Source organism: Aeromicrobium sp. UBA7512, from assembly GCF_002476985.1.
Classification (GTDB): Bacteria; Actinomycetota; Actinomycetes; order Propionibacteriales; family Nocardioidaceae; genus Aeromicrobium; species Aeromicrobium phoceense.
In genome coordinates, this window is the sequence record NZ_DLNK01000006.1 from 95013 (window position 1) to 108008 (window position 12996).

Here is a 12996-nt window from a genome sequence, read left to right on the forward strand (position 1 = left end):
TGGTTGCATGGTCCTGTGCCCGAACTCGTCCTCCGGCGGCCCGATGCCGTGCGTGCCGCAGCGCCCTCGCTCGACGAGGCCCAGCGCTCGGTCGTGGACCACCGTGGCGGGCCGCTGCTGGTCCTGGCCGGACCCGGAACGGGCAAGACCACCACGCTCGTCGAGGTCGTCGTCGACCGCATCGAGTCCGGCGAGCTCACTCCCGACCAGATCCTCGTCCTGACCTTCAGCCGCAAGGCCGCGGGCGAGCTGCGCGACCGGATCGGGCGGCGCCTGTCGGGCACCGCCGCCACCGTGCCGGCGATGACCTTCCATGCGTTCTGCTACGCCCTCGTGCGCGAGTTCAGCGATCCCGAGGCGTTCGCCTCCCCGCCCGAGCTGATGACCGCCCCGGCCCGCGACGCCGTGGTCGCCGACCTGCTCGGCGGGCACGACGCCGCCACCTGGCCCGAGTCCCTGCGCGAGGCGCTCGGCACCCGCGGCCTGGCGGCCGAGCTCCAGTCGTTCATGGCCGCGGCGGTCACGCGCGGCCTCGGCCCCGACGACCTGCGCGCGCTGGCGATCACGCGCGAGCGGCCCGAGTGGGCGCGCGTCGCCGACGCGATCGAGGAGTACCACCAGGTCATCGACTTCCAGAACCGCACGGACTACACCGACCTCGTCACGCGCGCCGCGGCGATCGCTGGCGACCGCGACCACCGCCGGGCGCTGCGCGACCGCTACCGACTCGTCGTGGTCGACGAGTACCAGGACACCGACCCGCTGCAGGTCCGGCTGCTGCACGACCTGGCCGGCGACGGTCGCGACCTCGTGGTGGTGGGCGACCACGACCAGGCGATCTACGGCTTCCGCGGCGCCGATCCGGCGGCGATCACGCGCTTCCCCCAGCAGTTCGCGTCTGCCGGCCGGCCCGCGCCCACCGTGGCCCTCACCACCACCCGTCGCTTCGGGCCGCAGATCCTGACCGCCGCGCGCGTGGCGCTGGGGAACCCGCCGGTTCCGCCGGGACTCGACGCCCGCGCCGCCGACCAGCACCGCAATCTGAAGTCGGCCGCGTCCGAGGACGGACGGGTGGAGGTCGCCACGTACGCGTCCGCCACCGCCGAGGCCGAGCACATCGCCGGCCTCCTGCGCCGGGCCCATCTCGACGACGGCCTGGCCTGGTCCGACATGGCGGTCCTGGTGCGCACCGGCGCCGACCTCACCCGGCTCCAGCGCGTGCTCGGCCCCGCCGGTGTGCCGGTGGAGGTGGCGGGCGACGAGGTGCCGCTCGTGGCCCAGCCCGCGGTCCGGACGCTGCTGCTGGCCCTCGAGGCCGCCGACCGGATCGCGCGCGAGGAGGCGCTCGACACCGAGACGGCCGAGGCCCTGCTCACCGGTCCGCTCGCCGGGCTCGACGGGCCGGCGATGCGCCGGCTGGGCCGTGCCCTCCGTCAGCGCGATCCGGAGACCCCGTCGAGCGACCTCGTGGCCGCGGCGCTTCTGGATCCCGCGGCGCTGGGCCTCACCACCACCGATCGCTCCACCGCCGACGCCGTCGGCGCGGCCCGCGACCTCGCCGCACTCCTCGGTCGGGCGGCGACCGTGCTGCGACGCGGCGAGCCGCCCGAGCAGGCGCTCTGGCTGCTGTGGGACGGCACCGGCTGGCCGGCCCGTCTGCGCGAGCAGTGGGCCGGCGTCGAGGGCCGCGTGCACGCCGACCGCGACCTCGACGCGGTGTGCGCGCTCTTCCGCCACGCGGCCAGGGCGGAGGAGGGCGGCCGCCGCCGCGACGCCGTGAACTTCGTGGCCGAGCTGCGCGCCCAGCAGATCCCCGCCGACCAGCTCGAGACCAGCGCCACGCGCCCCGATGCCGTCCGGCTGATGACGGCCCACCGGTCGAAGGGGCTGGAGTGGCCGCTCGTGGTGGTCGCCGGCGTGCAGGCCCAACGGTGGCCCGACCTGCGCACGCGCGGCAGCCTGCTGCGCTCGGAGCACCTCGACGGCCCGGCCGAGCCCGGTGCGCGCGGCGAGCAGCTGCGCGAGGAGCGCCGATTGTTCTACGTCGCCTGCACCCGTGCCACCAGCCGCCTGGTGGTCACCGCGGTCCAGACGCCCACCGACGACGGGGATCAGCCGTCGCGCTTCGTCGCCGAGCTGCTCGGCGCCGGGTTCGGCACCGACGCCGACCTCCCGCTGGGCCGGCCGGCGCGTCCCGTGTCGCTGCGCGGCGTCGTCGCCGAGCTGCGACGCGTCGGTGAGCAGGCGGAGGACCCGGCGGTGCGCGACGAGGCTGCCGCGATGCTGGCCGAGATCGTCCGTGCCGACCTGCCGCCCACCCGGGCGGCCGACCCCGACCGCTGGTGGGGGCTGTCCGGTCCCACCCTGTCCGACGCTCCGTGGCGACCGCAGGACCACCCGCTGGCCCTGTCCGGGTCGGCGGTCGAGGGGATCACCGCGTGCTCGCTGCGCTGGTTCCTCGGCCGCGAGGCGCACGGCGAGTCCGCCTCCACGTCGGCGCAGGGCTTCGGCTCGATCGTGCACGCCCTCGCAGCCGACGTGGTCCAGCGCGGGGTCGAGCCCGACGAGGTGGCCATGGCCGCCCGGCTCGACGAGGTCTGGCACCGGCTCGACCACCAGGCCGCCTGGCTGGGTGAGCGCGAGCGGCAGGCCGCCCACGAGACGCTCGTCCGGTTCGCGCGGTGGCACCGGGCCAACCCACGCTCGCCGTTGGCGGCCGAGCACGCATTCACCACCACGCTCGTGGTCGGCGGTGAGGAGGTCCTGCTCCGCGGGTCCATGGACCGCGTCGAGATCGACGCCGAGGGGCGGGTCCACGTCGTCGACTTCAAGACCAGCCGCAACGCGCCCGGCCCGCGCAAGATCGCCGAGCACGCCCAGCTCGGCATCTACCAGGTCGCCGTCGAGCACGGGGCCGTCGCGTCGCTCGGGGTCGACCAGGCCCGCTCCGGTGGTGCCGAGCTCGTCCAGCTCCGCACGCCCGCCGGCGCCAAGGACCCGGACTCCCCGAAGGTCCAGCCGCAGGCCGCACCCGCGCCCGAGGAGGCGTTCTTCGCCCTCGAGCTGCTGGCCGAGTCGGCCCGCGTCGTGCGCGACGAGAGCCTCGTGGCGCGCCCCAACGAGCACTGCGGCTTCTGCGACTTCCAGACCCTGTGCCCCGTGATCACCGGCCCCACGGTCGGGGGTCTCGAATGATCGGAGCACCGCAGTGACCCCGCTCGTCCGCGACACCGACCACCTGCGCGAGGTGCTGGGCATCCCCTTCAGCGATCCGCAGCTGGCCGCGATCACCGCCGACCCGGCGCAGCCCCAGGCGATCATCGCCGGCGCCGGTGCGGGCAAGACCGCGGTCATGGCGGCGCGCGTCGTGTGGCTCGTGGGCCACCTCGGCTACGCACCCGACCGCGTGCTCGGGCTCACGTTCACCTCGAAGGCCGCCGCCGAGCTGGCCGGCCGGGTGCGCGAGTCGCTCGACCTCGTCGGCGACTTCTCCGAGTTCGGTGAGCCCACCGTCTCGACCTACCACGCCTTCGCCGGCACGCTGATCGCCGAGCACGGGCTGCGGATGGGGATCGAGCCCGACCTGCGCGTGCTGGCCGACGCGACCCGGTTCCAGATCGCGGCGCGCACCGCCCGCGGGCACGACGGCCCGCTGCGGCACGTCTCGGCCTGGCTGCCCACGGTGATCGGCGACGTGCTCGAGCTCGACGGCCAGCTGTCCGAGCACCTCGTCACCACCGATGAGCTCCGGGCGTTCGACCGGACCACCATCGAGGCGGCCGAACGGGCCGAGAAGCCGCTCAAGTGGCACGAGGAGATCGTCGCCGCGTGCCTGAAGCGCGACGAGCTGGCCGACCTCGTCGACGAGTACCGCGCGGCCAAGGCGGACGCCGGCGTCATGGACTTCTCCGACCAGATGGCCTGGGGCGCCCAGCTCGCCACCGTGCCCGAGGTCCAGCAGGTGCTGCGGGAGCGCTACGTCGTGGTGCTGCTCGACGAGTACCAGGACACGTCGGTGGCCCAGCGCGACCTGTTGCAGGCCCTGTTCGCCGGCCGCCCGATCAGCGCGGTCGGCGACCCGGCCCAGGGCATCTACGGCTGGCGCGGCGCCGCCTCGGGCAACCTCACCGCGTTCCTCGACGACTTCCCGGGTGCGGGCGGCGAGAAGGGCCGGCTGTTCAGCCTCGACGTCACGCGTCGGTGCGCGCCGGAGATCATCGACCTCGCCGGCTACGTCGCCCGCGACTACTACGGCTCGCCCGGGATCGCCGAGATCGTGACGCCGCTGCGGGCTGCCCCCGAGAACCCGTCGGGCGAGGTCTCGGTCGCCCTGCACGAGGGGGTGGCCCAAGAGATCGAGGCGCTGGTCGACCTCGTCGTGCAGTCGGTCGAGAGCGGGCTGTCGCGACGCGACATCGCGATCCTGGTGCGCACCACCAACGAGAACCCGGAGATCGTCCGTGCCCTGCGCTCGCGGGGGCTCCCCGTCGAGATCGTCGGCCTCACCGGCCTGCTCCAGCAGCCCGAGGTCGTCGACGTCCTCTCCGTGCTGGCCGTGCTGGACGACGTCACCGCCAACCCGGCGATGCTCCGCCTGCTCACCGGGGTGCGCTGGCGGATCGGCGAGCGCGACCTCGCGCTGCTCGGCCAGCGAGCGGCCGAGCTCGGGCGCCAGTGGCGCAGTGGGGGAGAGCCGGACGGCTCCGATCCCGACGCGGTCCTGCAGGCGGCCCTCGACGAGGCCACGGCCGGCGTCGATCCCACCGAGATCGTCTCGCTCGCCGAGGCCGTGGAGGATCCGGGCCCGGGGCAGTACTCCGAGGCCGCGCGCACCCGCTTCGCCGACCTGGCCGCGATGCTGCGTCGGCTGCGACGCCATGCGCACGAGCCGCTGCTCGACCTGGCCCGCCGCGTCGTCACCGAACTCGACCTCGACGTGGAGCTTCCGGTCGCCGGCGTCCCCACCGACAACCTCGCGCTACTGATCGACGCGATCGGCGACTACGCCCAGCACGACCGCTACGCCTCGCTGCCGGGTCTCCTGGCGCACCTCGACGCGGAGCGCGAGTACAACGAGGGCATGGAGCTGAGCGCTCCGTCCGACGCCGACTCGATCAAGCTGCTGACGATCCACCGGGCCAAGGGGCTGGAGTTCGAGGAGGTCTTCGTCCCGTTCGTGTCCGGCACGGTCTTCCCGTCCGGCCGCGGGCGTTCGCGCTGGCCCACGGTCGCCAAGGCCCTCCCGGCGCCGCTGCGCGGCGACGTCGACTTCGTGCCGCAGGTCGCGGAGTTCACCGGCCCGGCGAAGAAGGCGTTCGAGGAGGACACCCGTCGCGACGCGCTGATGGAGGAGATCCGGCTCGCCTACGTGGCGTTCACGCGGGCCAAGCGACGCCTGCACGTCAGCGGCCACCGGTGGGGCCGAACCCAGCTGCGTCCGCGCGCCGAGTCGGGGTTCCTGGTCGACGTGCGCGACTGGCTGGCCCAGCGCGGCATCGAGCCCGTCGTGTGGGCCGAGCCTCCCGCCGACGACGACCAGAACCCCCACCTCGTCGACCAGACCGTGCCCTGGCCGGTCGCGCTCACCTCGTTCGACCGCCGCCGCGAGCTCGCCGACGCCGTCCGTCGGCACCTGCACGAGCCGCAGGCTCCTCCCGTCGAGGGCGACGAGCGCCTCGCCGAGCTGCGCACCGACCTCGACCTGCTCCTGGAGGAGGCCCGGGCGCGGGCGGAGCGGCGCATCGAAGTCACCCTCCCCGCGTCCCTGTCGGCCACCGACGTGCTCGCGCTCGACGCCGACGAGGAGGCCTTCGTCCGGTCGCTGGCGCGTCCGATGCCGCGCCGCCCGTCGGCGGCCGCGCGGTTCGGCACGAGGTTCCACGCCTGGATCGAGTCCCGGTACGGCCAGCAGACGCTGCTGGACCCCGACGAGCTGCCCGGGCGCGGCGATGCCGAGGTCGCGGACGAGTCCGATCTCGAGGCGCTCAAGGAGGCCTTCGAGTCCGGGCCGTTCGCGGGTCGCGAGCCGCTTGTCGTCGAGGCGCCGTTCTCCCTTCGACTCGGCGGCCAGCAGGTGATCGGCCGCATCGACGCCGTGTTCGCCACCGAGCCGGCCGACGGGCAGGCGGGGTTCGAGGTCGTCGACTGGAAGACCAACCGCACGCCGGACGCCGATCCGCTGCAGCTCGCGCTCTACCGGATCGCCTGGGCCGAGATGCAGGGCATCGAGCCCGAGCGCGTGGTGGGCACCTTCCACTACGTGCGGCTCGGCTCGTCGCGCACGTTCGACGACCTGCCCGACCGGGCGGCACTCGAGGCCCGGCTCGGGTTACGGTGAGGCGTGGATTTCGCGTTCGAACGGGCCAGGCACGACCGAGCGGGGAACCTGAGGCCGCGCGATGACCTGTGGAAGACGCCCGACACCCGGGTGCTCGTCCTCGGCGGCGAGCACGTCGCGACGATCGACGGCCCTGCGCTGCGGTGGACGACGGTCGACGAGGCGCCCGACGGCGAGTGGATCCTGCTCGGCGACCAGAACGGCACGCGTCACGCGGCCGTGGCGGTGCAACGGGTCCCGCGCGAGCTGAGTCCCGTCAGCATCCGGGTGCTGGCCCCCCTGCTCGGCCCCGACGAGCTCTCGTTGGCGATCCACGCCGTGGGCCTGGCGCGGTGGCTGCAGTCGCACACCTACTGCTCCCGCTGCGGCGAGTACCTCTACAGCGCCCAGGCGGGTCACCTGCGGGTCTGCCCGTCGTGCGGCACCGAGCACTACCCCCGCACGGACCCGGCCGTGATCATGCTCGTCACCGACGAGGACGACCGCTGTCTCCTGGCTCGCAACCCGAACTGGCCCGAGGGCCGCTTCTCCACGCTGGCCGGATTCGTCGAGCCGGGGGAGACCCTCGAGGACGCGGTGCGTCGCGAGGTGGCCGAGGAGGTCGGGATCACCGTCGGCGGGGCCACCTACCTGGGCAGCCAGCCGTGGCCGTTCCCGCAGAGCCTCATGCTGGGCTTCCGAGCGGTGGCCGAGTCCACGGACTTCACGCTCGACGACAAGGAGATCGCCGAGGCGCGCTGGTTCACCCGCGAGGAGCTCGTGCAGGCGATCGAGGACGAGACCGTCGCCCTGCCGCCGCCGAAGGTCTCGATCTCGCGGTGGCTCGTGGAGCAGTGGTACGGCGGCGACCTCCCTGGCACCTGGTCCTGACAGGGCCGGTTCAGCCCCGGTTCAGAGCCGGCGGAGGTCCGTCGCGGCGAAGTCGTCTCCGACGAACAGGAGCGGCTCGCCGGTTTCGGTCGCCAGGGCGTAGGCGAAGCAGTCACCGAAGTTGAGGCGGGCTCGATGGCCCGACCCGCGGCCGAAGTCGCGGTAGGCCTCGCGCGCGATCTTGGCGTGCCCTGCCGTGACGGGCTCGATGGCGACACCCCAGTCGCGCAACAGGGCGTCGAGCTGGCGCGAGAGCGCCGGGTCGCCTGCCTGGTCGACGACGATGCCGAGTTCGAGATAGGTGCCGGCGGACATGCGCGGACCCGCCGCCGAGGCGAGGGACCGGTCGATCGCCTCCCAGCCGGGCTCACGCTTGATCACGGCGACGACGGCCGAGGTGTCGACGATCACCGGGGCAGGCCGGCCTCGTCGTACAGGTCGCCGGAGTCCAGCGGCTTGTCGGCGGCGAGTTGCTGCATCACGTGGATGCGGTCGAGTCGGGCGGCGTCGGAGGACTCTCGCTCGAGCTCGGCCAGCAGCCTCTCGAGCGCGAGCTCGATGGCACTCGTCTGACTGCGGCCCGTGCGGAGGGCGACCTCGCGCGCCAGCTCGTGGACGTGCGCGTTCTTGATGTTGAGGGCCATGGTGGAATTCTACCTTGAGAAGGTGTCGTTACACCATCGCCTTCACAGTCAGAGCCCGAGCTGGGCCTTGACCTGGGCGACGGACGGGTTCGTCAGCGCCGTGCCGTCGGAGAACACGAGCGTCGGCACCGTCTGGTTGCCGCCGTTGGCCTGCTCGACGATGTCCGCCGACGCGGGATCCTGCTCGATGTCGACCTCGGTGAACTCGATGCCCTCGCGCTGCAGCTGCGACTTGAGTCGGTGGCAGTAGCCACACCACGGCGTGGAGTACAGGACGAAGGATGCGTCGGACATCGGGACCCTCTCGGTTCGGAACAGAAGCCTCTTCAAGGGTCAACGTGCCGCGGACCACGCCCATTCCCGGGGACCCTGTGTGCGGCGCCGGATCGTGTCGCCGGGCGGGGCTACGCTGGTCGCTGCCCACCCCCGACGCGATCTGGAGACCATGTCTGACGCCGACGACCTGCTGAACGGACTCGACCCCGAGCAGCGCGAGGTCGCCACCACGCTCAGGGGTCCGGTGTGCGTCATCGCCGGTGCCGGAACCGGCAAGACCCGCGCGATCACGCACCGCATCGCCTACGGCACCGCGACGGGCGTCTACAAGCCCACCGAGGTCCTGGCGGTCACGTTCACGGTCAAGGCGGCGGGCGAGATGCGCGAGCGCCTGCGCACGCTCGGCGCGGGCGGCGTCCAGGCCCGCACATTCCACTCGGCGGCGCTGCGGCAGGCCCGCTACTTCTGGCCGCGCGTCTACGGCACGGAGTTCCCCCAGATCCTCGAGTCGAAGTTCGCCTTCGTCGCCGAGGCCGCGCGCCAGGTGGGCGTGCGGGCCGACCAGGCCCTGCTGCGCGACCTGTCGGCCGAGGTCGAGTGGGCCAAGGTCTCCAACGTCCGGCCCGACGACTACGGCGCCGAGGCCGTGCGCCGCCAGCGCACCGTCGGCGACATCGACCCGGGCGAGGTGGGCGCCGTGCTGCGCGCCTACGAGCAGGTCAAGCGCGATCGCGGGCGCATCGACATGGAGGACATCCTCCTGATCACCGCTGCGATCCTGGCCGACGAGCCGGCGATCGCGGCCGAGGTGCGCCGCCAGTACCGGTGGTTCGTCGTCGACGAGTTCCAGGACGTCAACCCGCTGCAGTCCACGCTGCTCGACCTGTGGCTGGGCGGCCGCGACGAGGTCTGCGTCGTCGGCGACCCCCGCCAGACGATCTACACGTTCGCCGGCGCCTCGGCCACGATCCTGGGCGACTTCACCACGCGCCGGTTCCCCGACGCGCCGCGCATCGAGCTCGTGCGCAACTACCGCTCCACGCCCCAGATCGTCGCCGCGGCGAACGAGGTCTTCGCCGGACGCGGCCCCTCGGTCACCCTGGGCGTGCGGCTGCAGTCGCAGAACTCGCCGGGCCCGGCGGTGGACTACCGCCCGTTCCCCGACGAGCCCGCCGAGGCCGATGCGATCGCCGACCGGATCGTCGCGCTGCACCGCCAGGGTGTGCCCTACCGCGAGATGGCGGTGCTCTACCGGATCAACGCGCAGTCCGAGGTCTACGAGGAGGCCCTGGGTCGCCTCCAGATCCCGTACTCCATGCGCGGCGGCACCGGCTTCTTCCAGCGGCCCGAGGTACGTCAGGCCGTCACCCTGCTGCGCGGCTCGGCCCACGCGGGCGAGGGCTCCGGCTCGCTGGCCGACGACGTCCGTGCCGTGCTCGCGGCGATGGACTACTCCGAGACCCCGCCCGAGGGCCGCGGCGCCGTCCGCGACCGCTGGGAGTCCCTCCAGGCGATCCACACGATGGCCGTCGACCTCGCTCAGGAGCAGCCGCAGGCCGACCTCGCCGCCCTCGTGGCCGACCTCGACCGCCGCGCCGACCAGGCGCACGCGCCCTCCACCGACGGCGTCACGCTGTCCACGTTCCACGCGGCCAAGGGCCTGGAGTGGGACGCGGTCTTCGTCGCCGGCGCGCAGGAGGGCACGCTGCCCTACGTCGCCACGATGGACGAGCCCGCCGCGATCGAGGAGGAGCGCCGGCTCTTCTACGTCGGCATCACCCGCGCCCGGCGCCACCTGATGGTGTCGTGGTCGGCGGCGCGCAAGGCCGGCGGCCAGGCCCGCCGCAAGCCCAGCCGCTTCCTCGACCGCCTGCTGCCCGAGGACGTGCAGGTCTCGCGGGCGCCGAAGCGCAAGGTGCGGCTGCCCCAGCCCGACCTCGACTACGACGACGCGCTGTTCGAGCGCCTGCGTGCGTGGCGCAAGGAGGTCTCGCAGGAGGAGAGCAAGCCGGCGTTCACGGTGTTCAACGACGCCACCCTCAAGGCCATCGCCGCGATCCGTCCCAGCAGCGGCGACCAGCTGCTCCAGGTCTCGGGCGTGGGCCAGTCCAAGCTGGAGAAGTACGGCGACGGAGTCCTGGCGATCGTCGCCGACTCCTGACCGCCCTCGGGATCAGGCGGGCTCGAAGCCGGGCAGCGACTCGGCGACGATGGCGCGGAAGCGGGCCGTCGCGCCCAGCTGGCACAGCACGCCCACGCCGCCGGCCCACACCCGGTGGATCAGCAGGTAGCTCGGCGGCACGGTGAGCTTCAGGGCGGTCCCCATGCCCTCGGCGCCGGGGGAGGCGAGCCGCTGGCCCTGGCGGCGCAGCCAGTCGCGGTCGAAGGCGAAGGCCTCCACGGCGACGGGTTCGACGATCGGGGCCAGGTACCGCTCCAGGACGGCGGGGTCGACCCGGCTGCCCTGGCGGACGAATCCCTCCTGGCGCAGGCCCTCGGCCACGGTCTCGTAGTCGCCGTCGGCCGCCGCGCGCAGCAGCGGGCCCATGGGTGCGGGCAGGCCGTCGGGCAGTCGCGCCACGGCTCCGTAGTCCACGACTCCGAGCCGCCCGTCCGGCAGCACGCGGAAGTTGCCGGGGTGGGGATCGGCGTGGAGCAGGCCGGCCCGCGCCGGGCCTTGGAACAGGAACCGCACGTAGGTCTCGCCGAGGCGGTCCCGCTCCTCCTGCGTGCCGTCGGCGATCACGTCGGCGAGGGAGCGGTCGCCCGGGAGCCACGTCGTGACCAGGGCGCGCTCGGTGTGCGCCAGCGGCGCGGGGACCATGACGTCGGGGTCACCGGCGAACGCCTCGGCGAAGCGCGCCTGGGCGTCGGCCTCGAGCGAGTAGTCGAGCTCCTCGGCCACGCGCTCCTGCAGCTCGCGGACGAGGGCCTTGACGTCGACGCCGGGCATCATCGTGCCCAGCATGCGGGCGAGCCGGCCGATCTGGCGCAGGTCGGAGTTGAGCGCCTCCGCGGCGCCGGGGTACTGCAGCTTCACCGCTACCTCGACGGGCTCGTCACCGGGCTCGGCGATGAACCAGCTGTGGTGGACCTGACCGATCGACGCGGCAGCGGCGGGGGTCATCTCGAAGTCGGGGAACCGCTCGGGCCAGTCCTCGCCGAACTCGCGGACCATCACGCGCCGGACGGTGGGCGTGCCCATCGGCGGTGCGGCGTCCTGGAGCTTCGTGAGGGCCTCGCGGTAGGGCGCGATGACCTCCTCGGGCAGGGCCGCCTCGAAGATGCTCAGCGCCTGGCCGAACTTCATGGCACCGCCCTTGAGCTGGCCGAGCACGCTGAAGACCTGGTCGGCGGTGCGGCGCTGCACGTCGGTCATCACGGCCGCGGCGGGAGCGCCGACGAGGCGCCGGCCGATGCCCCACGTGGTGCGAGCGGCGAATCCCGCCGGCAGGCTCGCCAGGCGCGCACCGCGGCGCAGGGCGCTGCCCGTCAGCGGGGTGTCGGTCGTGTCGTCCGGGTCGGTGTCGGCCACGTGGTCAGGATAGTGGCGTGGGCCGCATCGGACCGGTCACGCGGCGAGCAGCCGGCACGGGCAGCCGGGCGCGAAAGGCACGTCGTCGACGTCGTTCAGTCCGTGTGCCGGGCCCACCGACACGACGCGACCGAGGCTCGGCGGACGTCGTCCCTCGCCGAGGTAGTCGAGGTGGTGCAGCACCTCGGCGGCCGCGCGGTGGAGCACGCCGGCCGGCAGTGCCGGGTCGAGGAGGCGCGCCTGCTCGAACTGCGGCACCAGCACGGACCAGGTGGGATCCGCCGCGGCCACGTGGGCGTCGAGACAGCCCAGGCACGGCGAGATCCCGGGCGCGACGAGCGGGCCGATCCGCACTCGTCGTTCGTCGAGCACGACCGGCAGATGGACCACGCCCCCGCTGACGAGGTGCTCGAAGGTCGACCGTGCGGGCTCGCCGGCGCTGACCAGGACCTCGATCTCGGGCTCGATGGCCGGCGGCCCCACCGCGTCGGTGAGCAGGGCGGCGAAGGCGGAGGTGGAGCGATCGTGCCGCACGGCCACGCGAAGACCCTCGGAGTGGGGCTCGGCACGCAGCACGGCACCGGCCGCCACCAGTTGGTGCAGGGTGCCGGCGAGATCGTCGGTGAATTCGGGGACGTCGCGCGCCACGAGCTCGGTCAGCAGGGGGAGCGGCAGGGAGCCGTCGAGGAGGCGCAGGACGCGGGCGAGGCCGGGCCGGTCACGCAGAACGATGCCGGGGCTGGTGCCCAGCTGGAGGGTCCGGGCGTCGCGGCGCAGCAGCAGCGCACCGGGCAGGAGTCGCGGTCCGCGGGCAGGAGAGGGGTGCGCCATCGGGCCATCGTGGCCGAGTCGAGCTGCCGGACGGGGCGTCGGTCCACAGGCGCCGCGCCGGCGTGGAGGCGGCGGGGACGACCGAGTCGCCCCCGCCGCGCCGCTCAGGCCTTGCCGAGGATGCGGTTGAGCTTGGTGCCGCACTCGGGGCAGATGCCCTTGGCCATGCGGGTGCCCTTCTCGCTGACCTGGACTTCACCGCTGGTCTCGCGCTTGTCCTTGCACTTCACGCAGTAGAACTCGCCGGTCCATGTCTCCGCCATAGCGGCCTCCTTGCCGATGTGTGCCGCCGAATGTGGCACAGGTCACGCTCAGCCTAAGCGCAAAAGCGTGGCAGGCAAGGCCGAAGCCCCGACCGGCGCGCCTTCCCCTTGCGCGTCGGAGCGGGGCTTCGACTGCGCTCAAGGTAGGCCCTCCCGCCGCGCATGGTCAATGGGTCGTCCGAGGCTCTGTCCACCGCCTGTGGACAATGTTGTGCACATCGTGTGGGGATCGCCGTGGAC

The 12996-nt window shown here is 73.5% G+C and carries 10 protein-coding genes; 4 read left to right on the forward strand and 6 right to left on the reverse strand.

All coding sequences use genetic code 11. The features are described from left to right. The first annotated feature begins 15 nt into the window (after nucleotides 1–15). From B2363_RS09950 to nudC, 3 genes are read left to right on the forward strand one after another with little or no spacing between them, the layout of a single operon-like run. A complete protein-coding gene (locus B2363_RS09950) occupies nucleotides 16–3195 on the forward strand; it encodes an ATP-dependent helicase (protein WP_286929876.1) in 3180 nt (1059 codons plus the stop codon). A gap of 13 nt (nucleotides 3196–3208) precedes the next feature. Further along, on the forward strand, nucleotides 3209–6337 hold the full coding sequence (locus tag B2363_RS09955) for an ATP-dependent DNA helicase (RefSeq protein WP_286929877.1): 3129 nt from the start codon (nucleotides 3209–3211) through the stop codon (nucleotides 6335–6337). 3 nt (nucleotides 6338–6340) lie between these two features. Further along, complete coding sequence (gene nudC, locus B2363_RS09960) at nucleotides 6341–7207, forward strand: NAD(+) diphosphatase (protein WP_286929878.1); 867 nt, start codon at nucleotides 6341–6343, stop codon at nucleotides 7205–7207. Nucleotides 7208–7228: 21 nt separating this feature from the next. Here nudC and B2363_RS09965 read toward each other — a convergent pair whose 3' ends face one another. Genes B2363_RS09965 through B2363_RS09975 form a run of 3 tightly spaced genes read right to left on the reverse strand, consistent with a single transcriptional unit; the run spans nucleotide 7229 to nucleotide 8145 of the window. Further along, nucleotides 7229–7618, reverse strand: a complete 390-nt coding sequence (locus B2363_RS09965) for a type II toxin-antitoxin system VapC family toxin (protein WP_286929879.1) — start codon at nucleotides 7616–7618, stop codon at nucleotides 7229–7231. Further along, the gene (locus tag B2363_RS09970) at nucleotides 7615–7851 is read right to left on the reverse strand and encodes a type II toxin-antitoxin system VapB family antitoxin (protein ID WP_286929880.1); all 237 of its coding nucleotides are present in this window, start codon (nucleotides 7849–7851) and stop codon (nucleotides 7615–7617) included. The genes B2363_RS09965 and B2363_RS09970 overlap by 4 nt, the downstream gene beginning before the upstream one ends. A 48-nt stretch (nucleotides 7852–7899) precedes the next feature. Continuing rightward, on the reverse strand, nucleotides 7900–8145 hold the full coding sequence (locus B2363_RS09975) for a mycoredoxin (RefSeq protein WP_181756400.1): 246 nt from the start codon (nucleotides 8143–8145) through the stop codon (nucleotides 7900–7902). Nucleotides 8146–8296: 151 nt separating this feature from the next. Between B2363_RS09975 and B2363_RS09980 the strand changes: the two genes are divergently transcribed. Then, nucleotides 8297–10288, forward strand: coding sequence for an ATP-dependent helicase (locus tag B2363_RS09980; protein ID WP_286929881.1), 1992 nt, complete (start codon nucleotides 8297–8299; stop codon nucleotides 10286–10288). 12 nt (nucleotides 10289–10300) lie between these two features. Here B2363_RS09980 and B2363_RS09985 read toward each other — a convergent pair whose 3' ends face one another. The 3 genes from B2363_RS09985 to B2363_RS09995 all read right to left on the reverse strand — a co-directional run bounded on the left by B2363_RS09985 (nucleotide 10301) and on the right by B2363_RS09995 (nucleotide 12756). Then, a complete protein-coding gene (locus tag B2363_RS09985; protein WP_286929882.1) occupies nucleotides 10301–11662 on the reverse strand; it encodes an ABC1 kinase family protein in 1362 nt (453 codons plus the stop codon). Between the two features lie 36 nt (nucleotides 11663–11698). Beyond that, nucleotides 11699–12493 carry a hypothetical protein gene (locus B2363_RS09990; protein ID WP_286929883.1) on the reverse strand — a complete coding sequence of 265 codons (795 nt, stop codon included), beginning with the start codon at nucleotides 12491–12493 and terminating at the stop codon, nucleotides 11699–11701. 104 nt (nucleotides 12494–12597) lie between these two features. Beyond that, complete coding sequence (locus B2363_RS09995; protein WP_172806346.1) at nucleotides 12598–12756, reverse strand: DUF5679 domain-containing protein; 159 nt, start codon at nucleotides 12754–12756, stop codon at nucleotides 12598–12600. Nucleotides 12757–12996: the final 240 nt, after the last annotated feature.

Bases quoted from the DNA above. Each gene is read 5' to 3' on its own strand.
- B2363_RS09970 (WP_286929880.1), bottom strand. From the start codon at position 7,851: ATGGCCCTCAACATCAAGAACGCGCACGTCCACGAGCTGGCGCGCGAG.
- B2363_RS09975 (WP_181756400.1), bottom strand. From the start codon at position 8,145: ATGTCCGACGCATCCTTCGTCCTGTACTCCACGCCGTGGTGTGGCTAC.
- B2363_RS09980 (WP_286929881.1), top strand. From the start codon at position 8,297: ATGTCTGACGCCGACGACCTGCTGAACGGACTCGACCCCGAGCAGCGC.
- B2363_RS09990 (WP_286929883.1), bottom strand. From the start codon at position 12,493: ATGGCGCACCCCTCTCCTGCCCGCGGACCGCGACTCCTGCCCGGTGCG.
- B2363_RS09995 (WP_172806346.1), bottom strand. From the start codon at position 12,756: ATGGCGGAGACATGGACCGGCGAGTTCTACTGCGTGAAGTGCAAGGAC.